The organism is Metapseudomonas cellulosilytica (assembly GCF_049334135.1).
Taxonomy (GTDB): Bacteria; Pseudomonadota; Gammaproteobacteria; order Pseudomonadales; family Pseudomonadaceae; genus Metapseudomonas.
Genome location: NZ_JBHZGN010000001.1, coordinates 141276 through 167761 on the forward strand (window position 1 = coordinate 141276; position 26486 = coordinate 167761).

A 26486-nucleotide genomic window follows, 5' to 3' on the forward strand; every position below is an offset into this window, starting at 1 on the left:
CGACTTCTGAAGTCCCAAGTCGTAATCGTCGAAAATGATTACATGCAGGAGCGATCAAACATGATCAGCAACCCCATTTCCTGGCCAAATGGCGCACGCTGTGCCGTAGCCTTCACGTTTGACATGGATGCAGACAGCATTCTTCACATCGCACACCCCAAGGATTCAGCGACACGCGTTGCCAGTATTTCAATGTTGCACTACGGGCCAAACGTGGCTGTTCCAAGGATCGTCGAAACCTACCGGCGCTTCCAGATCAAGCAAACCTTCTTTATCCCGGCCTGGTGCATCGAGCAGTACCCCAAGGCAATTGAAGCCATTGTCGAAGGTGGCCACGAAATTGCCCACCATGGCTATATACATGAGCACCCGAATGAGTTGAGCCGAGAAGAAGAGGCCTATTGGCTCGATCGCGGCTGCGACACCATCAAGCGCTTCACCGGGCAGGCACCTCGGGGTTGGCGGGCCCCGCTGTACAACATGTCGGAGCATTCCACTGACCTGCTGATCGAACGGGGTTTCACGTATGACGCTTCATTGATGGGGGATGATGTTCCCTATCTGCTGCGCAGCTCGGCAGGAGAGTTGGTGGAGCTTCCATCCAGCTGGGCCCTGGATGACTGGCCGCAGTACATGCACAGCATCGACCTGGATTTTCAGATGCCGATTCAGTCGCCTCAACGGGCTGTCGAGGTGTTCAAGGCAGAATTCGATGCTGCCTGGGAATACGGGGGCCTGTTCATACCGGTTTGGCATCCGTTCCTCTCCGGTCGCCTGTCGCGCTGGCATGAAGTCACGAAACTGATCGAATACATGATGGAGAAAGGCGGCGTCTGGTTCGCTCGCATGGATGAGATCGCGGCGCATGTCAGAAACAGTGTGTCGGCTGGCCTCTATGAACCTCGGATCGACAACCTGCCTTACTACCGGGGGCCGGTGAAAGCGGTAGCCGAATAAGTAGCGCCGAGCCATTCTCCCGGGAAATCGCAATGGCCGGGCCAGTGGCGCGCGCAAGGCGCGTGCCCGGCCGAGGTACCTTTGCATTTGCCGATATCCAGGCCCCGGTTCACGGGGCCTGGTTCTGTCCGGTAATCGCACAGAACACGGTGCGGCAAATTGACCTAATTAACTAGTTAGTACATTTTCATTGTCAGACCGTCCCGGCTTACCGGCCGGGCCAGAACAACAATGGAGATATCGCTGTAATGACTCGCACTGTCCTGGTCCTCAACGGCCCGAACCTCAATATGCTCGGTACCCGTGAGCCCGCCACTTACGGCCATGAAACCCTCGCCGACATCTCCGCCCAGTGCAGCCGCACGGCCGCCGGGTTGGGTTTCGAGGTGGACTTCCGCCAGACCAACCACGAAGGCGAACTGATCGACTGGATCCACCAGGCGCGCGGTCGCTGCGCCGGTATCCTGATCAACCCCGCCGCCTGGACCCACACCTCGGTCGCCATCCGCGACGCCCTGGTAGCCAGCGAGCTGCCGGTGATCGAGGTGCACCTGTCCAACGTGCACAAGCGCGAGGAATTCCGCCACCACTCCTTCGTTTCCGCCATCGCCGTAGGCGTGATCTGCGGTCTTGGCAGCCAGGGCTACAGCCTGGCGCTGCAGCACTTCGGCCAACTGTTCAACAAGGGGTGAGCACCATGTCCAACCACCAGAACGCAGTGCTCGCCGGCCTGATTGGCGCCGGCATCCAGGCTTCCCGCACCCCCGCCATGCACGAGCATGAAGGCGATGCCCAGGGGCTGCGCTATCTCTACCGATTGATCGACCTGGATCAACTGAAGCTGGACAGCTCCGCCCTCCCCGACCTGCTCAGCGCCGCCGAGCGCATGGGCTACACCGGCCTGAACATCACCTTCCCCTGCAAGCAGGCGATCATTCCGCTGCTGGACGAACTCTCCCCCGAGGCCGCCGGCATTGGCGCGGTGAACACCGTGGTGCTCAAGGATGGCAAGCGTGTCGGCCACAACACCGATTGCCTGGGCTTTGGTGAAGGCTTCCGCCGTGGCCTGCCGGATGTGCAGCGGCGCCAGGTGGTGCAGATGGGTGCCGGGGGCGCCGGCTCCGCCGTGGCCCATGCCCTGCTGGTCGAGGGCGTCGAGCGGCTGACGCTGTTCGAAGTCGACGCTGTCCGTGGCCAGGCCCTGGTGGACAGCCTCAACCAGCACTTCGGCGCCGGCCGCGCGCAATTGGGCGCCGACCTGGCCAGCGCCATGCTGGAGGCCGATGGCCTGGTGAATACCACGCCCATCGGCATGGCCAAGCTGCCGGGCACCCCGGTGCCGGCCGAATTGCTGCGTCCCGAGCTGTGGGTGGCGGAGATCATCTACTTCCCGTTGGAAACCGAGCTGCTGCGCGACGCCCGCGCCATCGGCTGCCGCACCCTGGATGGCGGCACCATGGCAGTGTTCCAGGCGGTGAAAGCCTTCGAACTCTTCAGCGGCCGCAGCGCCGACGCCCAGCGCATGATGGAACACTTCGCCAGCATGAATGGCTGACCCGGACGGTGGAAATCCGCCACGCGGATTTCCACCCTACGATTCCCCGAATGGTCGCCTCCAGCCCAAGGGTGGATAGCGCTTTTCTATCCACCAAGGCCCCGGCTCGGACCCTCGCGGTGGAAATCCCTCACAGGGATTTCCACCCTACGAAATGGATTCCAAGGTGGGCGTCACAACACCCCTCAATCCAGCACCGGCTTCAACAAGGCTTGTGCTTCGTACAGGGGTGTCAGGTAGCGCTGACGCATCTCGTCGCCGCTCATGCGCGATGCGTGGGTGGTGATGGTCAGGCTGGCTTTCAACTCCCCCTTGCGGTTGGTCAGCGGCACGCCCAGCACGCACATCCCCGCCTCGTATTCCTGGTCCACCACGGCAAAGCCCTGGGTGGCCACCTTCTGCAATTCCTCTCTCAGTTCCTCGATGCCCGTTCGCGTATAGGGCGTCAGCTGGCGCAGCGGCACGCGCGCGAAATAGGCGTCCAGTTCTTCCGGCGAGAACGACGCCAGCCAGATGCGTCCGCTGGCCGTGCAGTACATGGGCATGCGCGAGCCCGGCCGGATCGACAGCGACGCGATATGGCTGTAGCGGCTGCGGACGATGTGCACGATGTCATCCCCGTCCCGCAGCCCCACCGACACATGCTCCTGGGTGGTCCGTGCTACCTGCTCGACGATGGGCCGCAGCATGCGCGGCAGCTGTGCCGAATCCACATAGGCCTGGCCGATGCGCAGGGCCTTGGCGGTCAGCCAGTAATGACGGCCGTCGGTCTCGGCGAAACCTTCATGGATCAGGGTCAGCAGGAAACGCCGCGCGGCGCTCTGGGTCAGGCCCGACATGGCGGCGGCCTGGGGCACGGACAGGCGCGGATGCTCGTCGCTGAACAGCTGCAACAGCGCCAGGCCCTTCTGTAGTCCTGCGATCAGGTCGCGCTGGTGGATCACCGGTGTCTTCATCCGCTCTGCCCTGCCCTCTATGTGCTGCGTGTTCGCCCGTACGGACTGATTTCGCCGATTAGTGCGATTATCGCAGAGCTGTTGCGATCATCAAGCAAAACGGCCTTCGGATCCGTTGGCTGCCCCCTGGCCGCTGGCAATACTGCCGGCACAACAACAAGCCCAGGAGATCAACATGATCCGTGGTTCGACCGAACTGGTGGCCATCATCGGCAGCCCCATCGCCCAGGTGAAATCGCCGGAAAACTTCAACGCCTGGTTCGCCGAGAATGGCCAGGAACTGGCGATGATCGCCGTGGACATGGCCGAGCAGAACCTCGCCGCCTTCATCCAGTCCCTGCGCGGCTGGAACAACCTGCGCGGCTGCGTGGTGACCGTGCCCTACAAGCAGGTGCTGGCCGGCCAGTTGGACCAGCTCAGCGCCCGCGCCGCCGCACTGGGATCGGTGAACGTGATCCGCCGTGAGGCCGATGGCCGGCTGCTGGGCGACAACGTCGACGGCGAAGGCTTCCTCAAGGCCACCCGCGCCCATGGTTTCGAGCCATCCGGCAAACGCGCCCTGGTGGTGGGTTCCGGCGGCGTTGGCGCGGCCATCGCCTACGGCCTCTGCGAGGCCGGCGTGGGCGTACTGGTGATCGCCGACCTCGACCAGCCCCGTGCCGAACGCCTGGCTGGCGTGTTGCGCGGCGCCTTCCCGCACATGACGGTCGGCAATGCCTACGATGGCCTCGGTGCCTTCGACCTGGTGGTCAATGCCACTCCGGTGGGCATGGGCGATACCGGCGAACTGCCGCTGCCGGGCGTGCTGCTGGAGAGCCTTTCTCCCAAGGCGCTGGTGGCCGACGTGGTGACCAGCCCGGTGATCACCCCCTTCCTCGCCCTCGCCCGAGACCTCGGCTGCCGCATCCAGACCGGTCCGGAAATGGCCCGCGCGCAGATGGGCAATCTCGGTGCCCATATGGGCGTGATGCCGCTGGAAGCCTGAGGAACGCGCCATGAACACAGCCGTGCAGCCGCCCCGGGCGGAAAACATCGTGGGGACCTGGGACCTCATCGTCCTGGGCAGCGGCGCCGCCGGATTCGCCGCGGCCACCACCGCCGCGTGCAAGGGCCTCAAGGTGCTGATGGTGGAAAAGGCCACCCAATTCGGCGGCACCTCGGCCATTTCCGGTGGCGCCGTGTGGATCTTCGACAGCGACCAGGCCCGTGCCGCCGGCATCCAGGACAGTCCCGAGGCGATCCGCACCTACCTGAAGAAAACCATCGGTCCCGGCTACAACCCCGAGTTGGTGGAGTCCTTCATCCGCCGTGGACGCGAAGCGTTGAGCTTCCTCGAGCAGCACAGCGAACTGGCCTATGCCCTGCGGCCCTTCTCGCCGGACTACTACCCGCTGGAACAAGGCGCCACCGACCGCGGCCGTGCCCTGGAGATGGTGGAGTACGACGGCCGCCGCCTGGGCCCACGCTTCAAGGACCTGCGCCGCCCGCCGGAGGGCATGCTGCTGTTCGGCGGCATGATGGTGAACCGCGTCGATATCCAGCACTTCCTCAGTTTCCGTCGCTCGCCGAGGTCGCTCTGGCATTGCCTGAAGCTGCTGGCCCGCTACGGCCGCGACCGCCTCAGCCATGAGCGCGGCACCCGCCTGACCGTGGGCAATGCCCTGATCGCCCGCCTGGCCACCACCGCCTTCGCTAAAGGTGTCGAGCTCTGGCTGGACTGCAGCGCCGAATCCCTGATACTCGACCGGGGCCGCGTCTGCGGCGTGCGGGTCCGCAAGGACGGCCAGTTGCTCGACCTGCATGCCCGTGGCGGCGTGGTCTGCGCCATGGGCGGCTTCGCCGCGGGCGAGCAGGCCGCGCAGTTCCGTCCGGATACTGGCAGCGACCACCTGACCATGTCGCCGGCGACCAACGATGGCGCCGCCCTGGCCCTGGGTGCCGAAGTCGACGCAGCCACCGGCCAAGGCATGGCGGCCAACTTCTTCTGGGCGCCGGTTTCGCAACTGCGGCGGCCCGGTGGGGAGCTGGAGCGTTTCCCCCACCTGGTCACCGACCGCGCCAAGCCGGGGATCATCGCGGTCAATCGCGCGGGCCGGCGCTTCACCAACGAGGCCAACTCCTACCACAGCTTCGTCCAGGCCATGCAGCGCGACGGCAATGCGCCCTGCTGGCTGATCTGCGATGCCGAGGCCATGGGCCGTTATGGCATGGGCCTGGCGCGGCCTAGCCCGGTGGACAACAGCGCCCTGATCGACGCCGGCTACCTGTTCCGCGCCGATACTCCGGAGCAGTTGGCCAAGGTCCTCGGGGTCGACACGCAAGGGCTCGCCACCACCCTCGCCCGGCACAACGAAGATGCCCGTGCCGGCGTGGACCGCGACTTCGGCAAGGGCGCCACCAGCTACAACCAGTCCCTGGGCGACCCGCACCACCAGCCCAACCCTTGCCTGGCACCGCTGGTCCGCGCGCCCTGGTACGCCATCCGCATCCATACCGGCGACCTGGGCTCGGCCCGCGGGCTGGTCACGGACGCCAATGCCAATGTCCTGGACCGCCGGGGTCAGCCCATCGTCGGTCTCTACGCCGCCGGCAACGACATGAACTCGATCATGGACGGCACCTACCCCGGCCCCGGTATCACCATCGGCCCGGGCCTGACCTTCGGCTACCTGGCCGCCTGCCATGCCGCCAAGCACCTGCAATCCCAACGCTGAGGAATCCCCATGTACTACGAACTGCGCACCTACACCATCAAGCCCACCAGACTGGCCGACTGGCTGGCCCTCTACCGCAGCCACTGCCTGGAACTGCAGACCGAGCACCTGGGCAAGCTGGTGGGCTTCTTCACCACCGAGTTCGGCGAGGCCAATCAGGTGGTGCACATCTGGGCCCACGAGAGCCTCGACGATCGCGCCGAGCGCCGCGCGAAGATGGCGGCGGACCCGCGCTGGGCCGAGTTCGGCCGCCTGAACAAGGAGCTGGATGCCGTGGTGCATCTCGATTCGCGCCTGATGCGCCCCACCGCCTTCTCGCCGCTGCAGTGAGCACCATGGTCGAACACCACTGCGATGTGCTGGTGATCGGCTCCGGCGCGTCCGGCCTGGCCGCGGCGGTCACCGCCGCGCACCAGGGCCTGCAGGTGCTGGTGGCGGAAAAGACCGGCCACCTCGGTGGCACCAGCGCCTGGTCCGGTGGCTGGCTGTGGATTCCGCGCAATCCCCTGGCCCGGGCCGAAGGCTTCGAGGACGCCGAGGAAGCGGTGGAAAGCTACCTGCGCGCCGAACTGGGCGTGGAGCAGCTGGATGAACGCCTGCGCGCCTTCCTTCGCCATGGCCCGGAGATGGTGGACTTCTTCCAGCGCAATACCCAGGTGCAGTTCCAGTCCGGCAGCCGCATGCCGGACATGCACGACTCGCCCGGCGCCGTGCGCGGCGGCCGCTCCCTCTGCGCCCTGCCCTATGACGGCCGCCGGCTCGGCCCCTGGCTGCAGGCCCTGCGCCCGCCTCTGGACCTGATCAGCCTCGGCGGCATGGGTATCGCGGGCGGCGCGGACCTGGCGCATTTTCTCAATGCCGGCCGCTCGCCGCGCTCGGCCCTCTACGTCGCCGGCCGCCTGCTACGGCATTGGCGTGATCGCCTGCTGCATGGCCGTGGCCTGCACCTGGTCAATGGCAATGCCCTGGTGGCGCGCCTGCTGCGCAGCGCCCTCGATCTGGGGGTGAGCCTGGAGACCGGCGCGGCCGCCAGGCGCCTGCTGCGGGACGGTGAACGCATCACGGGGGCGGAACTGCAACAGGATGGCCGTGTGGTGAAGGTGATGGCCCGTCGCGGCGTGGTCTTGGCCTGTGGCGGCTTTCCCCATGACCGCCAGCGCAGCGCCCGGTTGTTCGGCCACGAGCACCATTCCGCCGCGCCAAAGAGCAACACCGGTGACGGCCTGCGACTGGGCGAAGCCGTGGGCGCCCGGGTCGCCGAAGACCTGTCCAGCCCCGCCGCCTGGGCGCCGGTTTCGCGGGTCCCCCGCGCCGACGGCAGCTTCAGCGGCTTCCCGCACCTGATGGAGCGCGCCAAGCCGGGCTTCATCGCCGTATTGCGCGATGGCCGGCGCTTCACCAACGAGGCCGACTCCTACCACGACTTCATGAATGCGCTGTTGCGTGCCACGCCGGCCGGCGAAGAACCGGCCGCCTGGCTGATCTGCGACCACCGCGCGCAGCGCCGCTACGGCATCGGCTGGGCCCGCCCCTTCCCTTTCCCGACCGGCCGCCATGTGCGCAACGGCTACCTGTACAAGGCTGCCACCCTGGTCGAACTGGCTCGCCAATGCGGCATGGACGGGGCGCAACTGGAAGCCACCGTGGCAGCGTTCAACGCCACTGCCGAGCGCGGCATCGACCCGGATTTCCAACGCGGCGCGTCGCCCTACAACCAGGCCCAGGGCGAACCGCTGCACGGTCCCAATCCATCTCTGGCGGCGCTTCGCCAGGGGCCGTTCTATGCCGTGAAGCTGGTACCCGGCAGCCTGGGCACCTTTGCCGGACTGCGCACCGATGCCTCGGCGCGGGCGCTGGACGACCGGGGCGAGGCCATCCCCGGCCTTTATGTGGTGGGCAACGACATGGCCAGCGTGATGGGTGGGCACTACCCCAGCGGCGGGATCACCCTGGGACCGGGAATGACCTTCGGCTACCTGGCGGGCCTTGCCTTGGCGACGGACGCGGTCAGGCCTGCAGGTAACGCAGCACCGACTCGCAGATCATCTCCTTGTGCCGCGCCTTGACCTGCTCGTCGGTGAGCTCGATCTGGAAGATCTCGCCGAAGGTATTGCGGTTGGAGACGCGATAGAAGCAGAAAGAGCTGATCAGCAGGTGCAGGTCCAGGGCGTTGAGGCCGGGGCGGAACACGCCCTCGGCCTCGCCGCGGCGGAGAATCTCGCCGAGGGCATCGAGCACCGTGGTGCTCATGGAGCGAATGGCCTTGGACTGCTTGACGTACTCGCCGTAGTGGATGTTCTCGATGCTGACGATGCGCACGAAATCCACGTTGCGGTCATGGTGGTCGAAGGTGAACTCCACCAGGCGGCGGATCGCTTCGCGGGGTTCCAGTTCGGCCAGATGCAGCTTGCCTTCGGTGCTGCGGATGTCGCCGTAGAGCTTTTCCAGCACTTCGACGTAGAGCTGTTCCTTGCTGCCGAAGTAGTAGTAGATCATCCGCTTGGAGGTGTGCATGCGCTCGGCGATGGCGTCCACTCGGGCCCCGGACAGGCCCTGCTGGACGAACTCGGCGATGGCCGCCTGGAGGATGTTCTCGCGGGTTTTCTCCGGATTGTTCTTGCGCCCTTTGCGGGGAGCCTCTGTGGGCAGTTCTTGGAGGTCGGCAGTTATTGTCATCTTGGGCTCACGGCCAGCGGAAACTGGATCGATTATGGGCTGGGCGGCGGCCGTAAGGAAGCCTGGCACAGATGCGGTGCCAGGCTTCCGCGCGGTCTACAGCTTGGCCTTGGCGATGGCGCCGCTGCGCGCCTTGGCCATGGCCGCCAGGCGCACCGCGACGTTTGCCGCGCCATAGCCGGCATAGCCGTTCTTGCGCTGCAGGATTTCGAAGAAGAAGCGCCCCTCGAACGGCTCGGTGTAGACGTGGAACAGCTCGCCGCCCTGGGCATCGCGGTCATAGAGCACGTTGTAGTAGGCCAGTTCGCTGAGGAACTCGTCGTCGAAATCGAAGCGCGCCGCCAGGTCGTCGTAGTAGTTCAGCGGGATGTCCAGCAGCGGCACGCCGGCGTCCTTGGCACGGCTGACCTCGGCGAAGATGTCCTCGCAGGAGAAGGCGATATGGTGGGCGCCGGAACCCCGGTAGCTGGACAGCGCATGGGAAATCGCGGTGTTGCGGTTCTCCGAGATGTTCAGCGGCAGGCGGATGCTGCTGCAGCGGCTGCGGATGGCGCGGCTCTTCACCAGGCCATAGGGATCTGGCAGTACCACTTCATCATCGGCCTCGAAGTCCAGCACGCTTTTGTAGAACAGCACCCAACTGTCCAGGCCGTCTGCCGGCAGCGCCAGGGCCATATGGTCGATGCGCTGCAACTGGCCGCCCTGGCTGGCCGCGGGGTCGAGGACGAAGTCGCTGTCATAGATGGTCTGGCCGGCGGGGGCCTGCTCCACCAGGTAGATCAGGCTGCCGTCCGGCGCGCGCACGGAGGGGATTTCCCGCTCGTTGGGGCCCACCAGGCCGCGATAGGGCTGCCCCTTGAACTCGCGGGCGCGCTCCAGGGCGCTGGCGCTGTCCTTGACCCGCAGGGCGGTGGCGCACAGCGACGGGCCGTGGGCCTCGAAATAGCCATGGGCGAAGGAATAGGGTTCGGCATTGAGCACGATGTTGATGTCGCCCTGACGCAGCAGGCTCACATCCTTGGAACGGTGCTGACCGGCGCGGGCGAAGCCCAGGCGCTCCAGCCAACCGGCCAGCCGGGCGCCCTGGACCTCGTCCACGGCGAACTCGAGGAACTCCACGCCGTCGTAGCGGCTGGCCGGCGGCGGCGCGAAGAGGGCGTCCAGGTTGGCCGAAGGCACAGGGTCCTTCTCCAGCAACTTGCGGGTCTTCTCTTCCAGGTAAAGCAAGGAGCGCAGGCCGTCGGCGGCATTGGCCCGCGGCGGCGCGGCGCGGAAGCCGTCGTTGAAGATCTCCAGCGACAGCGGACCTTTGTAGCCGCTGCGGATGATAGGTGCGAGGAAACCGGCCAGGTCGAACTCCCCCTGACCGGGGAAGCAGCGGAAGTGCCGGCTCCACTCCAGCACATCCATGGCCAGCAGCGGCGCGTCGGCCATCTGCACGAAGAAGATCTTGTCACCGGGAATCTCGGCGATGCCGCTCGGATCGCCCTTGATCGACAAGGTATGGAAGCTGTCCAGCAACACGCCCAGGGCCGGGTGGTCGGCCTGACGCACCAGGTTCCAGACCTGCTGCCAGCTGTTCACATGGCGGCCCCAGGCCAACGCTTCGTAGCCGATGCGCAGGTTCCGCGCGCCGGCGCGTTCGGCCAGCAGGCGCAGGTCGTCCACCAGGACTTCCTCGTCCGGCAGCGCGTCCGGCTGGACGTTGCTGCACACCAGCACCAGGTCGGTGCCCAGTTCCTGCATCAGGTCGAACTTGCGCTCGGCGCGGTCGAGGTTCTTCTGCAGGCGGTCGCGACGGCAGCCTTCGAAATCGCGGAAGGGCTGGAACAGGGTGATGGCAATACCGAGGTCCGCGCACATCTGGCGGATCTCGCGGGGACTGCCGGCGTAGTAGAGAAGGTCGTTCTCGAAGATCTCGACACCATCGAAACCGGCGGCGGCGATGGCCTCGAGTTTTTCCGGCAGGGTACCGCTCAGGGAGACGGTGGCAATGGAACGCTGCATGCTTCAGCTCCTTGTGGGTGGGCGCGGGAGATACGTGTAGGGGCGAATTCATTCGCCAAGGACCGCGAAGCGGCCCCTACAAGTCCCAGGGGCAGACCTTCGGCCTGCTTGGCGAATGAATTCGCCCCTACAAAAGCAGGCGAAGCCGTTTGTTTTCGTAGTCGGATCGATTATTCGCGCGTAAAGTCAGCCCAGCAATTCAATATGTACGAACCAGTTAGTTTTGTGTTCGATTAACGAACAAAAGGCCGGTTATCGAATTGACGCTTTTTCGATCACTGCGCAACATGAACCCCATGTTGCAGGCAACCCGTCGGGTGGCATCACTGCCAGCCCAGTCATCCGACAGGCCCTGCGATGGCAAACCAAGAAGCGTCACGACATAACAATTTCAAGAAACGGGTACCTGCTCATGCTCGCACTCAACGTTCTACCAGCCTGCACGCCCCCTTCCCGCTCTCCTTCTGCTAGCTCTGCGGCCACGTCGGCCCTGCGGTGCAGCCAGCCGCACTCCGAATAGCCCGGTTGCCCCAGCCTCTTCAGGCCTGACCTGAAGGCACAACCCGGTCAAACCGCCGCAGGATTCCTTCAAGGACGATTCGCCCGCCCTGGCACGGATCGCCCCTTCGCGCACCGCCAAGAAGGCGTCGCAGAAGCGGGAAGCGGTGGCCGAAACGAGTCGAAGACCGACTGGCGTACCAGTCACAGAACGGATGGCAAAACAACAATGATCCAGTCTCAATCCACCCGCATCGCTCCCGATCCCGCCCTTCACCAGGGTGGCATGTTCGCCAAGATCCGCGGCGCGATGGCCGTCGGCAAGATGCGCTGGGGCATGCTCGCCCTGGTGTTCTTCGCCACTACCCTGAACTACATCGACCGCGCAGCCCTCGGTGTGATGCAGCCCATCCTCGCCGAGAAGATGAGCTGGACGGCGATGGACTACGCCAATATCAACTTCTGGTTCCAGGTCGGCTATGCCATCGGCTTCCTGCTCCAGGGCCGCTTCATCGACAAGGTCGGCGTCAAGCGCGCCTTCTTCCTCGCCGTGCTGTTCTGGAGCTTCGCCACCGGCGCCCACGGCCTGGCCACTTCGGCCGCCGGCTTCATGGTCTGCCGCTTCATCCTCGGCCTGACCGAGGCGGCCAACTACCCGGCCTGCGTGAAGACCACCCGTATCTGGTTCCCGGCCGGCGAACGCGCCCTGGCCACCGGCATCTTCAACGCCGGCACCAACGTCGGCGCCATGCTCACCCCCGCCCTGCTGCCGCTGATTCTCAGTGTCTGGGGCTGGCAGGCCGCCTTCATCGGCATGGGTTGCCTGGGCCTTGTCTGGGTGGTGTTCTGGTCGATCAACTACTTCAACCCGGAAGAACATCCGCGGGTGAAGCAGTCCGAACTGGACTACATCAACCAGGCCGTCGAACCCGAGCCGGTCAAGGTGCCGTTCAGCCGCATCCTGCGCATGCGCGGCACCTGGGCCTTCGCCCTGGCCTACTCGATCACCGCGCCGGTGTTCTGGTTCTACCTCTACTGGCTGCCACCCTTCCTCAACCAGCAGTACAGCCTGGGCATCAGCGTCACCCAGATGGGTATCCCGCTGATGCTGATCTGGCTCACCGCCGACTTCGGCAGCGTGGGCGGCGGCATCCTCAGCTCCTGGCTGATCGGCCGCGGCGTCAAACCCATCACCGCGCGCCTGTCCTCCATGCTGATCTTCGCCTGCACTATCGTCGGCGTGGTCTTCGCCGCCAACGCCAGCGGCCTGTGGGTCGCGGTACTGGCCATCGCCCTGGCCGTGGGTGCCCACCAGGCCTGGACCGCCAACATCTGGAGCCTGGTGATGGACTACACGCCCAAGCACCTGATGAGTACCGTGTTCGGCTTTGGCGGCATGTGCGCAGCCATCGGCGGCATGTTCATGACCCAGATCGTCGGCGGTGTGCTGACCGCCACCAACAACAACTATGCCGTGCTCTTCACCATGATCCCGGCCATGTACTTCATCGCCCTGACCTGGCTGTACTTCATGGCCCCGCGCAAGATCGAACAGGTCGAAGGCTGATCCACCCTCGCGGAGGCCCGGCCGGGCCTCCGCATCCCCTCCTGCGTACCACCCGCCCCGCCTGCCTTGCTCAATCCCGATAGCCTGCCCCATCGAAACTCCTGCAATGGCCCCACGGTAGGGTGCGCCATGCGCACCGATCGCGGGATCGACCCCCTGCGCCTCGCTCAACCCCTGGTGCGCTCGGCGCACCCTACTGGCCGGCTAGCTCGCTCTTTCCAGACCTGCTGAGGCACACCCCCTGCACCCAGCCGTCAGCGTTGACAGCGTGACGCGCAATCTGCATATTTATCCAACTGGATTGTTTTTGCGCAAAGGCTCGCTGGCACCTCTGTGAAGGACTCCTTCGCCGGTTATCGGCGCCGGCGGACCCTGAGGCGGACAACGGCCCCCCTTGCAGACCCACAACAATAAAAGGTGGCAGAAGTGGAAAGATTACTCGGCAGCCTGGCTGCCATTCTTGGCAAGGCGTCATAGCGATGGTGGCCCACACAGGTGGCGCAGACGCCATGGTGCACATACCTGGCGGAATCTTCTGCATGGGCTCCGAACGCTTCTATCCGGAGGAGCGGCCGATCCGCAAGGTGAAGGTCGACTCGTTCCTGATCGATGTCGCCCCGGTTACCAACGCGCGGTTTGCTGCTTTCGTGGCAGCGACGGGTTATCAAACGTTCGCTGAGAGGGCGCCTGACCCCGCCGACTACCCAGGCATGTTGCCGGAGATGGCCGTCGCCGGCTCGCTGGTCTTCGTGCCGCCGGCAAAAGCAGTCGACATGGGGAACGTCGCCCAATGGTGGCGGCTCCAGCCGGGAGCATGGTGGCGGGAGCCTCTGGGCCCCGGCAGCTCGGTTGCGGGGCTGGACGATCATCCGGTCGTTCATGTCGCCTATGAAGACGCGGAGGCCTACGCGGCCTGGGCGGGCAAGGCGCTGCCGACCGAAGCCGAATGGGAATACGCCGCACGCGGAGGGCTGGAGTTCAGCGAGTTCGCCTGGGGCGACAGCCTGGCACCGGAAGGCAGGATGCTCGCCAACTACTGGCAAGGCCGTTTCCCCTGGGAAAACCTCATGCACGACGGCTGGGAGCGAACCTCGCCCGTGGGCTCTTTTCCCGCCAATGGCCATGGTCTGTTCGACATGATCGGCAACGTCTGGGAGTGGACCGCCGACTGGTTCCGCTTGTCGTCGGCCCAGTCGGCAGCGAGCTGTTGCGTGCCTTCCAATCCGCGTGGGGGAAGCGAAGCGGAAAGCTACGATCCGTCGATGCCCGATATGCCGGTCGGGCGCAAGGTCCTGAAAGGCGGCTCCCACCTCTGCGCACCGAACTATTGCCAGCGCTATCGCCCGGCCGCGCGGATTCCACAGCCGATAGACACAACGACGAGCCACGTCGGGTTTCGCTGCGTCCAGCGCATCCCCCCTGCATAAGGCGACGGCAGAGTCGTCCCGCTCGTTCCTCCCTTGAGCGTTGACATTGTATTCAGCCCCCTCGGCCGACCGATGGGGTCGTGGAGATTCGTCCCTGCATGCCGGAGGAGTTATCGCTCGAGCGCTCCGGGATGGACTGAGTTGACCAGGAGTAAGTCATGAAGAAACAGGATATTGCAGACGAGGTCGCGCCAGCCGTTACCAGGCCCGATGGTCCTTCGCGTCGGACCTTTCTCAAGCAGAGCGTGACGGGTCTGGCCGCCTTGGGGCTGGCCGGTCATTTTGTCGACAGCGCCCGTGCCGGGCAAGCGCGGCCGAACATTCTCTGGCTCGTCAGCGAAGACCACCGGCCGATGTACGGGGCTTACGGGGATCCCCTGGCGCATACGCCCTGCATCGATGCGCTGGCCAGAAAAGGCCTTATCTACCGCAATGCCTTCAGCTCGGCACCGGTATGTGCACCTTCACGCTTCGCCATCCTGACCGGCATGCATGCCGAGAGCAACGCCCCGGCCAATCACATGCGTGCGGAGGCTTCGCTGCCGCAGATCATCGGCACCTGGCCCCAGTACCTGCGCAAGGCCGGCTACTACTGCGTCAACGCGAACAAGACCGACTTCAACTGCACTGTCGACCCGGCGGCCATCTTCGATGATGTCGGGTCCAGGGCGCACTGGAAGAATCGCCCGAACGGCCAACCCTTCATGGCAATGTTCAACAGCATGACGACCCATGAGTCGAAGCTGTTGCGGTCCATATCCGGCCCGGTGAAGCCCGAGGCGGTCCAATTGCCCGCCTATCTACCCGATACCCCGGAGCTGCGCGAGGACCTGGCGACCTACTACAACGCGATAGCGAAGATGGATGCCGAAGTCGGCGAATGGCTCCGCGAACTGGAGGAGGAAGGTGTCGCCGACGACACCATCGTTTTCTACTTCTCCGACAACGGCGGCGCCATGCCACGCGGCAAGCGCTATTGCACCGATGAAGGGTTGCGCTGTGAACTGGTGGTCTATGTGCCGCCCAAGTGGGCGCACCTTTCGCCGGCCAGGATGGGCACGGAAGTCCAGGCGCCGGTGAGTTTCGTCGACCTCTCCCCTACCGTCCTCTCGATTGCCGGAATCGCCACGCCTCCCCAGATGCAGGGCCGCGCCTTCCTTGGCGGGCACCTGGCGCCGGCGCGGCGCTATGTCTTCGGTGGACGCAACCGCATCGCCGAGCGTTACGACTTCGTTCGGGCGGTCTCCGACGGCCGCTTTCATTACGTGCGCAACTACAGCCCACACCGGCCGATGGGGCAGCATGGGGCATTCGAATGGTTGACCGGCGGCTATCAGAGCCTGGAGCGCGAGTACCTGGCGGGGCGCCTGAATGAGGCCCAGGCTCGATTCTTCGCGGGGCCGAGGGCGTACGAGGAGCTCTATGACCTGCAGCAGGACCCGGATCAACTGCACAACCTGGCAGCCCTGCCCGAGCAAGCTGCGCGCCTGCTTGAAATGCGTGGCGCGCTGGACGAGCACATGCTGGCGATCAACGACAACGGCTTCATTCCCGAATGGATGACGATCGAAGGCTATCTGCCCAGCCGTGATCCCGCGGCCTATCCCCTGCCACGCCTGATGCAGCTGGGTCAGCTCGCCGCCCAGCGCGAGGACACCAACCTTCAGGTGTTGCTGAGCCACCTGGATGACGCCAATCCGCTGATACGCCACTGGGCTCTGCAAGGGCTGCTGATGCTGGGGAAGACATCGCTCCCGGCCCGTGAGCGGCTGTTGCTGCAGATGCGCGGGGACGCACTGGTTCAGAACCGTGTAGTCGCCGCCGAGGCCGTGGCCCTGTCGATGCCGACGCCCGAAGCGGTCGAGGTGTTGGCGGGGATCATCGACAGCGAATCGTCGCCCTGGCAGGTGCAACTCCAGGCACTCAATGCATTGACCTTCATCGGCGAACAGGCCAAGGCCGCATTGCCGACGATCAAGCGCATGGCGGGTAGCGATCAGGAGTACCTGCGCAGCGCCGGTCGTTATCTGGAAGCGGTCCTGGAGGGGCGCTACGAACCCTCCTATCCCGTCTACCAGTTCTGGCGATTGCTCTGGAAGAAATGGGTGGGCTGAACCTTGAGGGGATACAGCCAGAACCCACCGTCAAGTGATGTCGAAACAACAGGAATCCAAAGGATGAAGCACTCTGCCTCTTTCGCCCGGCCACTCGCGGGGCAACTGCCACCTCTGCACGTAAAACGCAAACTCATCACCGCGCTGGCGGCGTTGAGTGTCTGTGCGCTGAGCTCGATGCAGGCGCAAGCGACTCCCGCCACCAGCAGCCCCAACATGATCCTGCTGGTCGCCGACGACATGGGCTGGGGGGACTTGGCCAGCTATGGCAACCCCGTGCTCGAAACCCCGAACCTCGACCAGATGGCCCAGGAAGGACAGCGCTGGACCGATTTCTACGTGAGCTCGCCGGTCTGTTCGCCGAGTCGGGGGGCGATGTTGACCGGCCGTGTCGAAACGCGAACGGGTATGTACGGTGTCCATAACAACGTCGTCATCGAAAACGATCCGAACACTTTCCTCGACAAGGAGGTGACGCTCGCGCAGCTCCTCAAGGACAGCGGCTACCGCACGGCGTTGTTCGGCAAATGGCACCTGGGCGACTCCACTGCGGCCTATCCGACCCGGTCAGGTTTCGACACCTGGTGGGGCACTCCCATGTCCAACGACGGCTACTTCGTTGGCGGCGTGACGCCCGAGGAGCTGCGCAAGCGCGCCCTGGCCGGCGAGTCGCCGCAGAAGCTGTATGCCGAATACCTGGCCCAGGCGACGGCGAGCTTTACCGAGCCCAAGAGCGGGATGTGGAACATTCCCCTGGTCAAGAGCGACCGGGTGGAGGTCGACGGCCAGGTTCGATTCGAGGACCAGGTGCTCGAACGCCCCATTGACCAGAAGACCTACAACAGGCGACTGACCGATCAAGTAGTCAACTACGTCAGCCAACCACATGAGCAACCCTTCTTCGTCTGGGTGGGCTACGAGAAGCCGCACCTCCCTCACTTCGCCGGCCCTGAATTCGAAGGAACCAGCAAAGGTGGGCGACTGGGCGATGCGATAGCCGAGCTCGATCACAGTGTCGGACGGGTGCTCGACTCATTGCGACGGAGTGGCAACGACAAGAACACGCTGGTGGTGTTCGTGAGTGACAACGGACCCTGGCTGCGGTTTGAAGAGCTGGTGGGCTCGGCGGGAGTCTTGCGGGAGGGCAAGAAGTCTACCTACGAGGGTGGCGTCAGGGTTCCCGCGATCTTCTGGCAGCCCGGAGTGATCAAGCCTGCAGTGGTACACGGCATAGGGGCTGCGTACGACTTGCTGCCGACCTTCTCGGCGCTGGCCGGGGCCAGGGTTCCGGCGATCGAGCTGGATGGCGTCGATCTTTCCGAAACGCTCAAGGGCCGACGCGAGAGCCCGCGCACCGCCCTGCCCTATTACCTTGGCGGCAAGCTGATGGCCTGGAGAGAGGGTGAGTGGAAACTCAACATCCATGAATCGAGTGCGCGTATCGGCGGACATGAAGGGAAGCTGAATCCCCCTACCCTGTACAACCTGGGCAGCGACCCAGGCGAGAAATACGACCAGGCCGCGAAGCAGCCGGCCATCGTTCAGCGCCTGCTCAAGAATGCGGAAGCATTCGAGCAATCGATCAGCAAAGCCCCGCCGCGTTTTGACCTTGTCTTGCAGAGCCTCAAGCAATAGCGACCTCAACGCCGACTGCTCCCGCTGCCGGTGCGCATATCGCGAATTTTCTTTCTGCGCACCGGCAGCTTTCGACGTCCCCTTTCGCCACGGGGGCATTGACAAGGTAGCGGGCAATTCACATATTTATCCAGTCGGATAGTTTTCAGGAATCCGCGCCTGCAAGCCTTCCCCTCGCCACGGCGCCCCTGACTGAACACGACTTCCATGCAGGCACCGGCCTGCAAATCGACAATAAAAATAAAGGTAGTGACGATGAATGCGTTGATTGATGGCAAGTCGGTCGACTTCGGCCGGCTCGCCCTGCGCAGGTGCAACGGAAAGTTGATGGGAGTCTCGCTGGCGGGGGCGGCAATGCTGGCCCTGCCTCTCGGGGTGGCGCAGGCCTTCCAGTTCCATTCGGACGACTGGGCCGGCTCCCTGGATACCACGCTTTCCTATGGTGTGAGCTACCGCGCGGAAGGGCAGGACAGCAAGCTGATCGCGCGGGCCAACGGCGGCACCGGCGCCAATGGCGACAAGATCAACAAGGACGATGGCGATCTCAACTTTCGCAAGGGCGAAGTCTTCTCCCAGGTGGCCAAGATGGTCTCGGAGCTGGGCCTGAAATACCGCGATTCCTATGGCCTGTTCGTCCGTGGCCGCGCCTTCTACGACTTCGAGCTGGAGGATGACGAGCGGCGTCATCGGCAGATTCCCGCCGATGGCCTGGATCAGGCCGGTTCCTCCATCGACCTGCTGGATGCCTTCGTGTATGGCCGCTGGACCGTCAGTGAGCGCAATCTCAACGCGCGCCTGGGACGTCAGGTCATCAACTGGGGCGAAGGCCTCTTCTACCAGAACGGCATCGGCGCGACCAACCCGCTCGACCTCGGCGCGCTGAGGGCGCCGGGTTCGGAACTGAAAGAGGCGTTTCTGCCGACCTTCATGGGATACGGCTCCTATGAGCTGAGCGATAGCCTTACGGTGGAAGCCTACTACCAGCCGGGCTGGGCCTGGGAAGCGACCAAGGTCGACGTCTGCGGCACCTATTTCTCCAGCAACGACTTCATCGGCGAGGGCTGCGACTACGTGGCCGCGGGAGCGTTCGACAATCCGTCGGTGCCGGGCGCCTCACCCTTCCAGTTCGTGCCGCGTACGTCGGACGTCGATGCCGACGACGCAGCGCAGTTCGGCGTGGCGCTGCGCTGGTACGCTCCGGCGCTGAACGATACCGAATTCGGTTTCTATCACCTGCGCTATAGCTCCCAGCTGCCGCAGGTCGGCGCCACCGTGGCGCAGAAGCGTGGGACCGTCCCGATCCCCAGCACCGCCACCTACCATGCCGAGTACCTGGAGCACCGTGAATTGTACGGTGCCAGCTTCAACACCACGATCGGCGGTGACGGTTTCTTCGGCGGACAGTCGCTGTTCGGCGAGCTGACCTATCGGCACAATGCGGCCATCGCCCTGTCGCCCTCGGCGCTGCTGCGCGCGGCCCTGTCGAATCCGGCGGGCAGGCCGGCCGGCACGCACCTCGACGGGTTCCGCGAGAAGGAGATGTACCAGCTCTCGCTCGGCACCATCCGCAACATCGGCGCGGTGCTGGGCGCCGACGCGGCCAACCTGCAGGCGGAAGTAGTCGCCAGCCGCGTGATGGGGCTGGAGTCGGACGTCGACTACGGCGAAGTCACCAGCAGTGCCTACGGCGCCACCGCCGGCCTCTCGCTGACCTACAACAACGTGTTCAACATCTTCAGCCTGGTGCCCAGCGTGAGTCATGGGCGCACCTTCAATGGCGTCGCGCCCACCTTGACCAACGGCCTGAACGAAGAAGCCTGGAGCACGTCCCTGGGTGTCGACGCCATCTACCAGGACCAGTTCACCGTCGGTGTGCGCTATGTCGACTACACCGGCGGCGACAACGGCGACCGCGATTTCCTTTCCTTCAACGTCAAGTACAGCTTCTGAGGAGGCATCATGTTTAGTTCAAAGTGCTTCAACACCAGTCTCCTGGTCGTCGCCATGCTGGCCTCCCCGCTGCTGCAGGCCCAGGTGGACGCCACCCAGGCGGCGCGCCTCGGCCAGGACCTCACCCCGCTCGGTGCACAGAAGGCAGGCAATGCCGCGGGCACCATTCCGGCCTGGGATGGCGGCCTCGCCCAGCGCAACGATGCGCTGGATCCGGCGGGCGGCTACCGTGACCCCTATGCCGCCGACAAACCGCTGTTCACCATCACGGCCGCCAATGCCGAGGAGTACCGCGACAAACTCAGCCCGGGCCAGCTGGCACTGCTCAAGCGCTATCCGAACAGCCGGAAAATGGAGGTCTATCCGACGCACCGTTCGGCCTCCTACTCGGACGCCGTATACGCGATGGTCAAGGAGAATGCGCTCAACGCCAAGCTGATCGAAGACGGCAACGGCGTCGCCGATACCAGGAACGCGACGCCGTTCCCGATTCCCTCTTCGGGCCTGGAACTGGTGTGGAACCACCTGATGCGCTATCGCGGAGAAGGCGTCAAACGCTACTACGCCGGCGCGCAGCCGCAACTCAACGGCGACTATCAGTTGAACAAGGTGATGGAGGTCGCGATGTTCAACCAGGACGTCTCCGACTACGGCAAGGCGAATGGAAACGTGCTGCTCTACTACCGCCAGTCGATCCTGGCCCCCGCGCGCAAGGCGGGGCAGGAAACCCTGGTGCATGAGCCCATCAACCAGGTCAAGAACCCACGCCTGGCCTGGTCCTACAACACCGGCCAACGTCGCGTGCGGCGCATGCCCAACTATGCCTATGACAACCCTTCCTCGGACGGGATGGCCACCAATGACAACGGCGATATGTTCTCCGGATCACCGGATCGCTACGACTGGCAACTGGTGGGCAAGCAGGAGATGTACGTGCCCTACAACAACTATCGCTTCGCCGCCAAGAGCAACAAATACAGCGACATAATCAAGCCCGGGCACGTCAATGCGGACCTGCCGCGCTACGAGCTGCATCGCGTCTGGCATGTCCGCGGGGTCCTGAAGGCGGGCGTCCGGCATGTCTACAAGCAGCGTGATCTCTACCTGGATGAGGACAGCTATCAGATCCTGGTTTCCGACCACTACGACAACCGCGACACCCTCTGGCGGGTGGGCGAAGCCTTCAGCATCAACTACTACGACCAGCCACTGGTCTGGTCGGCCGGTATCGGTCTCTACGACCTGATCTCCGGCCGCTACACCATCGGCACCCTGACCAACGAAGAAGTCCCCTACGACTTCAATATCGCTCTGCAACCGAGCGACTTCACTCCGGCGAAACTGCGCCAGGACGGCGTGCGCTGAGACCGGATGGCGGTGCCACTCAGTCTGGAGCGGCACCGCCATTCGAGGATCGCCACAGAGACGTGACGATGTTCGTGTTGCATGCGCACAGCACCTGCATCGCTCTATCCAAACCACTTGCACCGTAACAGGCGGGGCCGGCTACTCATGGCCACGTTCTGAGAACGTGGTTCACCAGGTTCACCTGGGGCGTGACACCTGCACTTGGCCTACCCGGTCACCTCCATCGCTCCAGCCAGACAACCTGAGTCGTAACAGGCAGAGCCGATTACTCATTCCCAGATTCAAAGGAATCTGCCGCTGCTGGGCCTGAACAGCGCTCGTTATCCGCGACGCTGCATCCAGGCCGCACCCAGTCCGCTCAGGCAGATGATGGCGATGCCCACCAGGGTGGTGGCGTCGGGGGTGTGGGCGAAGATCAGCAAGCCGAACAGCCCGGCGAAGACGATCTGGCAGTAGCCAAAGGGTGCGAGCAGTGCCGGGGCGGCGAGGCGAAAGGCCTGGGTCAGCAGCAGATGCGCCGTCATGCCCGCGCCGCCCAGGGCCAGCATCAGCAGGCCATTGCCCAGGCTCGGCAGTTGCCAGAAAAAGGGCACCAGGACGCTCATCATCAGGGTATTGCACAGGCCGGCAAAGAAGTTGCTGGTGGTGGGACTGTCGTGGGCGGCCAGCTTGCGGGTGAGCAGTTGGTAGAAGCAGAAGCCCAGGGCCGAGCCGAACGGCAACAGGATGGCCGGGGTGAAGAGTTCGCCGCCGGGGTGGACGATCACCAGCACACCGACGAAACCCATCTCCACCGCCGTCCATTGGCCGAGGCTGACCCGTTCTTTCAGCAGCGGCACCGAGAGCGCGGTCACCAGCACCGGGGCGAGAAAGTTGACCGCGGTGGCCTCCGCCAGCGGGATGTACTGCAGCCCGGCGGTGAACAGGAGGCTGGTGCTGAGCAGACTGAGGGCTCGCAGCGTCTGCAGGAATGGCCGGCGGGTGCGCAGCACACGCAGCCCCGCCTGGGGCACGAAGATCGCCGCCATCAGCAACGTATGCACCAGGTAGCGAGCCCAGACCACCATCACCACCGGGTAGAGGCTGCCGAGGTGTTTGGAAAGGGCGTCGTGCCCGGCGAAAAGGAAAGTGGCCAACACTACCAGCAGGATCCCCCGCAGCGGTTGGTTGGCTCCGGACAGCGGGGTACTGGCGGTCATGGGTTTCTCGAAAAAAGAACGCGGCCCGGCCGGCCGCGTGAAGGGTGAAATCTCAGATCCGGTCGATCAGCGTGCGCGCCTTTTCCATCGCGATCCGGGCGCGCTCCAGACCACTGACGCCCTGCTCCATCAGCTGGCGGGTGGGGATTTCCAGGCTCAACGGGATGCTCGCCGGCAACGTGCGCAACAGACCGACCAGATCGCTGTCGCCGTCGCCGGGAAAACGCCGTTCATTGCGCGCCTGGCGGAGTATCTCGTCCATGTCGTCCGGGCGCGGACCGGCCACGTCGCAGAGCTGCGCATAGCGCAGGCGCGCCGGCGCCACCCGGGCAAGGTCCCCCAGACGCGAAGCCGAGCGATTGAAGTGGAAGGCGTCCACCAGCACCCCGCCGTTGGCGCGGCCGGCGTTCTCGACGATGCGCACGGCCTGGGTCAGGTCGCGGGCGTCGGTCCAGGGCATGAACTCCAGGCTGGGGTGAATCCCATGGGGCGCTGCGAGGTCGCAGAAGGCAGCGAAGTTGTCGGTCAGGCGCGCCTCGTCACCATCGTTGCCGGCTACCAGCACCTCGGTGGCGCCGAACTCGGCGCCGACTTCCAGCACCGGCAGGAAGTCGGCGATGCGGGTTTCCGCCTTCAGGCGCAGGATCTCGATATCCAGGACCTTCACTCCGGTGTCGCGCAGGCGCTCCCGGGTCTGGCGGCGCAGCCCGGCATCGGCCACCAGCGGAAAGTGATGTTCCTCGGGCGTGGCCGGGACCAGACGCAGGCCGACGTGGCTGTATCCGGTCCGTGCGGCGGCTTCCACCATGTCCGGTGGCGAGAGTTCGAGGACGGTGAGTGCTGCGAGGGAAAAAATGCGTTCGGTCATATTCTTCTCGGAATCCAGTTCCACAATTGGATTTGCGATATTTAGAACTTGGTTCCAGATTATCGCAAGAAGAAAATGCGGCCTTCCGATGGCGAGAAGATTCACCAGCAGCCAAGGGCAATGCGAGGATTCAAATGTAGGAGCGATTTCAATCGCGAAGCAGGCCGCAGGCCTGCCAAGCACAGGTCGGGCCGCGGCGATGCCGCCATTTCGCGAATGAATTCGCTCCTACAGGGCCGGGAGAAGGAGACTCAGACGAAGAACTCGGAAGCCTGGCTCGCCGCCGACAGTTCGGCCGTGGCCGCCAGCAGCAGCGGCGCCAGTTCGTGCATGCGCTCCTCCGGCAGGCGCGCGGTGGGGCCGGCGACGCTGAGTACGCCGATGGCCTTGCCGGTACGCGGATCGCGCACCGCCGCCGCCAGGGCCGACATGCCCACCGACGAGCTTTCCACCACCCAGGCATAACCGCGCTCGCGGGCCAGGCGCAGGCGCTCCAGCAACTCGATGTTGGAGCGCGGGGCGTTGGGGCCGAAGTCCTTGGGGTCGGCGACGCCCTGGCGCTCCACCAGCAGCAGCGCCTCGGCATCGCTCAGACTGGCCAGCCAGGCATGGCCGGAGGCGGTGTAGAACAGCGGCGCGTCGCGGCCCATGTCCGGGTCGTAGCGCAGGCCGGAACGGGCGCCCTGGGATTTGACGATCCAGGTCAGGTGGTCGCCGTCGATCACCCCCAGGCGCACCAATTCTCCGCTCTCCTGGGCCAGGCGGTCGAGAATCGGCTGGACGATGTCCGCGCCGCTGTTGGCGAGGTAGCGGAACGCCATGGCCACCAGCCGGGTGGACAGCTGGTAGCGGCTGTTTTCCGGGTTCTGCCGCACATAACCAAGGCGGATCAGTTCCGCTAGCATGCGGTGGGTAGCGCTCTTGGGGATATCCAGCTCATCCGCCAGGGTCTGCATCGGCAGGCCGCGCGGGTCGGTGGTGAGGCGCTCCAAGAGATTGAAGGCGCGTTCGATCTGACTACCAGCCATAGGACCTGATCCTGGTGAATGTGCGCCGATTCTAGAAGACAACGCCGCTGGCGAGAAACCTGGAACTTCGACCCTGGGTTGAACCGCTTTCTCGAATAATGTACGAAACGGTTAGTTTCAGTTCGATAATCGAACAGAAGCGTTTCCCGCGAATTGAATCAGAGGGCTGCTGCATCCCACTATCGGCTCCATGGTCGAGGCGCTGTCGCAACCAGCCTGCGATTTCAGCAGCGCCTCGACTTTCCATAAATACAAGAAAGGTCCACGACGATGTTCCAGCCAAGCACTTCTCCCGCCTGGCCCGTTTCCGGGTCCGTTTTCGACTGTGCGTCTTCCTTCGCCTCCGTCGCCCTGGTCCAGCTGGCCGGCGGCAAGCCCATGGGCGAGCGTCTGCAACGCTGCATCGCGCGCCTGATCTCGCACCGCAAAGCCCGCTGACGCACCCCTAGCCCCAGTTCCGAGCCGCATTCGCGCACCCGCCGCGAAGGGGCGTCTGCGCACCCGAAAACAACAATCACAGAGGCAAGACCGAGCATGAATCTCTCCAGCCGCCAGCCCTACCTTCCCTGCATCCTCGCCACTGCCATCGCCGCGGCCGCCCTGCCCGCCCGGGCCGCCGAGGAGCATGGCTTCGTGGAAGACGCCACGGCGACCCTGAACCTGCGCAACTTCTACATGAACCGCAACTTCGTCGGCGACTCGGCCACCCAGGGCAAGGCCGAGGAGTGGACCCAGAGCTTCATCCTCGACGCCAGATCCGGCTTCACCGAAGGCACCGTGGGCTTGGGTATCGACACCCTCGGCCTGCTGTCGGTCAAGCTCGACGGCGGCCGGGGCACCAAGGGCACCCAGCTGCTGCCGGTGCATGACGATGGCCGCCCCGCCGACGACTTCGGCCGCCTCGCGGTAGCCGGCAAGATGCGAGTGTCGAAGACCGAGCTGAAGGTGGGCGAGTGGATGCCGGTACTGCCGATCCTGCGCGCCGACGATGGCCGTTCCCTGCCGCAGACCTTCCAGGGCGGCCAGGTGACCTCCAAGGAAATCGACGGCCTGACCGTCTACGGCGGCCAGTTCCGCGGCAACAGCCCACGCAACGACGCCAGCATGGAAGACATGTCCATGAACGGCAGGCCCGCCTTCACCTCCGACCGTTTCAATTTCGTCGGTGGCGAGTACGCCTTCAACGACGGTCGCACCCTGGTGGGCCTGTGGAATGCCGAGCTGAAGGACATCTACCAGCAGCAGTTCGCCCAACTGGTGCACAGCCAGCCCATCGGCGACTGGACCCTGGGCGCCAACCTCGGTTACTTCACCGGCAAGGAAGACGGCAGCGCCCTGGCCGGCGACCTGGACAACCGCACCTGGTCCGGCCTGTTCTCCGCCAAGTACGGCGCCAACACCTTCTTTGTCGGCCTGCAGAAGGTCAGTGGTGACGATGCTTGGATGCGCGTCAATGGCACCAGCGGCGGGACCCTGGCCAACGACAGCTACAACTCCAGCTACGACAACGCCGGCGAGCGCTCCTGGCAGGTCCGCCACGACTACAACTTCGCCGCCCTCGGCGTTCCCGGCCTGACCTTGATGAACCGCTACCTCAGTGGCGACCATGTGCATGTCGGCGCGGTGCACGATGGCGAGGAATGGGGCCGGGAAAGCGAGCTGGCTTACGTCGTGCAATCCGGCGCCTTCAAGGCCCTGAGCGTGAAGTGGCGCAACTCCACCATGCGCCGCGACTGGGGCAGCAACACCAGCTTCGACGAAAACCGCCTGATCATCAGCTACCCGCTCTCGTTGCTCTGAATCCTTTGGCAAGCGTGCTTAAAGTCCCTCGGCCCGCCTTCTGGCGGGCTTTTTTATGGGCCCTGCCAGCCGGCTCCACGTAGGGTGCGCTGCGCGCACCGATGTTCCTGCACGGACTGGCTGGTGCGCACGGCGCACCCTACCGATATCGACGGGAATCCGGCCTT

21 protein-coding genes are annotated in these 26486 nt (G+C 64.6%); 15 read left to right on the top strand and 6 right to left on the bottom strand.

Translation table 11 applies throughout. The annotated features are described in order from the left end of the window. The first annotated feature begins 60 nt into the window (after window positions 1-60). The 3 genes from ACFW0H_RS00690 (at window position 61) to ACFW0H_RS00700 (ending at window position 2512) form a co-directional block, all read left to right on the top strand. Window positions 61-957, top strand: coding sequence for a polysaccharide deacetylase family protein (locus tag ACFW0H_RS00690; protein WP_422911981.1), 897 nt, complete (start codon window positions 61-63; stop codon window positions 955-957). 248 nt (window positions 958-1205) lie between these two features. Beyond that, a complete protein-coding gene (gene aroQ, locus ACFW0H_RS00695; protein WP_422911982.1) occupies window positions 1206-1649 on the top strand; it encodes a type II 3-dehydroquinate dehydratase in 444 nt (147 codons plus the stop codon). Window positions 1650-1654: 5 nt separating this feature from the next. Next, window positions 1655-2512 carry a shikimate dehydrogenase gene (locus ACFW0H_RS00700; protein ID WP_422911983.1) on the top strand — a complete coding sequence of 286 codons (858 nt, stop codon included), beginning with the start codon at window positions 1655-1657 and terminating at the stop codon, window positions 2510-2512. 185 nt (window positions 2513-2697) lie between these two features. On the opposite strand, the gene ACFW0H_RS00705 is transcribed toward ACFW0H_RS00700, so the two are convergent. Further along, entirely contained in the window at window positions 2698-3468 is a 771-nt protein-coding gene (locus tag ACFW0H_RS00705; RefSeq protein WP_422911984.1) for an IclR family transcriptional regulator domain-containing protein, read from the bottom strand. Window positions 3469-3643: 175 nt separating this feature from the next. Here ACFW0H_RS00705 and ACFW0H_RS00710 point away from each other — a divergent pair, with 175 nt between their 5' ends. The 4 genes from ACFW0H_RS00710 to ACFW0H_RS00725 are packed head-to-tail and all read left to right on the top strand — an operon-like array spanning window position 3644 to window position 8248. Further along, entirely contained in the window at window positions 3644-4453 is an 810-nt protein-coding gene (locus ACFW0H_RS00710) for a shikimate dehydrogenase family protein (protein WP_422911985.1), read from the top strand. Window positions 4454-4463: 10 nt separating this feature from the next. Then, window positions 4464-6182, top strand: a complete 1719-nt coding sequence (locus ACFW0H_RS00715; RefSeq protein ID WP_422911986.1) for an FAD-dependent oxidoreductase — start codon at window positions 4464-4466, stop codon at window positions 6180-6182. 9 nt (window positions 6183-6191) lie between these two features. Further along, window positions 6192-6512, top strand: a complete 321-nt coding sequence (locus ACFW0H_RS00720) for an NIPSNAP family protein (RefSeq protein WP_422911987.1) — start codon at window positions 6192-6194, stop codon at window positions 6510-6512. A gap of 5 nt (window positions 6513-6517) precedes the next feature. After that, window positions 6518-8248 (top strand): FAD-dependent oxidoreductase, encoded by a 1731-nt coding sequence (locus tag ACFW0H_RS00725; RefSeq protein WP_422911988.1) that lies wholly within the window; start codon window positions 6518-6520, stop codon window positions 8246-8248. Here the strand turns inward: ACFW0H_RS00725 and ACFW0H_RS00730 are convergent. Beyond that, complete coding sequence (locus ACFW0H_RS00730; RefSeq protein WP_422911989.1) at window positions 8190-8858, bottom strand: TetR family transcriptional regulator; 669 nt, start codon at window positions 8856-8858, stop codon at window positions 8190-8192. The two genes, ACFW0H_RS00725 and ACFW0H_RS00730, sit on opposite strands and share 59 nt — an antisense overlap. A 96-nt stretch (window positions 8859-8954) precedes the next feature. Beyond that, window positions 8955-10865 (bottom strand): 3-dehydroshikimate dehydratase QuiC, encoded by a 1911-nt coding sequence (gene quiC, locus ACFW0H_RS00735; RefSeq protein ID WP_422911990.1) that lies wholly within the window; start codon window positions 10863-10865, stop codon window positions 8955-8957. Window positions 10866-11592: 727 nt separating this feature from the next. Here quiC and ACFW0H_RS00740 point away from each other — a divergent pair. The 6 genes from ACFW0H_RS00740 (at window position 11593) to ACFW0H_RS00765 (ending at window position 21421) form a co-directional block, all read left to right on the top strand. Continuing rightward, on the top strand, window positions 11593-12930 hold the full coding sequence (locus ACFW0H_RS00740) for an MFS transporter (protein WP_422911991.1): 1338 nt from the start codon (window positions 11593-11595) through the stop codon (window positions 12928-12930). A gap of 509 nt (window positions 12931-13439) precedes the next feature. Then, the gene (locus tag ACFW0H_RS00745) at window positions 13440-14357 is read left to right on the top strand and encodes a formylglycine-generating enzyme family protein (protein ID WP_422911992.1); all 918 of its coding nucleotides are present in this window, start codon (window positions 13440-13442) and stop codon (window positions 14355-14357) included. A 158-nt stretch (window positions 14358-14515) separates the two neighbouring features. Next, window positions 14516-16471, top strand: coding sequence for a sulfatase-like hydrolase/transferase (locus ACFW0H_RS00750; protein WP_422911993.1), 1956 nt, complete (start codon window positions 14516-14518; stop codon window positions 16469-16471). 63 nt (window positions 16472-16534) lie between these two features. Beyond that, the gene (locus tag ACFW0H_RS00755) at window positions 16535-18106 is read left to right on the top strand and encodes a sulfatase-like hydrolase/transferase (RefSeq protein WP_422911994.1); all 1572 of its coding nucleotides are present in this window, start codon (window positions 16535-16537) and stop codon (window positions 18104-18106) included. 255 nt (window positions 18107-18361) lie between these two features. Next, window positions 18362-20056, top strand: coding sequence for a DUF1302 domain-containing protein (locus ACFW0H_RS00760; RefSeq protein ID WP_422911995.1), 1695 nt, complete (start codon window positions 18362-18364; stop codon window positions 20054-20056). 9 nt (window positions 20057-20065) lie between these two features. Beyond that, complete coding sequence (locus ACFW0H_RS00765; protein WP_422911996.1) at window positions 20066-21421, top strand: DUF1329 domain-containing protein; 1356 nt, start codon at window positions 20066-20068, stop codon at window positions 21419-21421. 323 nt (window positions 21422-21744) lie between these two features. Here the strand turns inward: ACFW0H_RS00765 and ACFW0H_RS00770 are convergent, their stop codons facing one another. From ACFW0H_RS00770 to ACFW0H_RS00780, 3 genes are all read right to left on the bottom strand, one after another. Continuing rightward, a complete protein-coding gene (locus ACFW0H_RS00770) occupies window positions 21745-22623 on the bottom strand; it encodes a DMT family transporter (protein WP_422911997.1) in 879 nt (292 codons plus the stop codon). Window positions 22624-22675: 52 nt separating this feature from the next. After that, on the bottom strand, window positions 22676-23491 hold the full coding sequence (locus ACFW0H_RS00775) for a sugar phosphate isomerase/epimerase family protein (protein ID WP_422911998.1): 816 nt from the start codon (window positions 23489-23491) through the stop codon (window positions 22676-22678). 251 nt (window positions 23492-23742) lie between these two features. Continuing rightward, the gene (locus tag ACFW0H_RS00780; protein WP_422911999.1) at window positions 23743-24519 is read right to left on the bottom strand and encodes an IclR family transcriptional regulator; all 777 of its coding nucleotides are present in this window, start codon (window positions 24517-24519) and stop codon (window positions 23743-23745) included. A gap of 270 nt (window positions 24520-24789) precedes the next feature. Here ACFW0H_RS00780 and ACFW0H_RS00785 point away from each other — a divergent pair, with 270 nt between their 5' ends. Together ACFW0H_RS00785 and ACFW0H_RS00790 are read left to right on the top strand one after the other, a co-directional pair. Then, window positions 24790-24957, top strand: coding sequence for a hypothetical protein (locus tag ACFW0H_RS00785; RefSeq protein WP_422912000.1), 168 nt, complete (start codon window positions 24790-24792; stop codon window positions 24955-24957). 96 nt (window positions 24958-25053) lie between these two features. After that, window positions 25054-26319 carry an OprD family porin gene (locus ACFW0H_RS00790; protein ID WP_422912001.1) on the top strand — a complete coding sequence of 422 codons (1266 nt, stop codon included), beginning with the start codon at window positions 25054-25056 and terminating at the stop codon, window positions 26317-26319. Window positions 26320-26486: the final 167 nt, after the last annotated feature.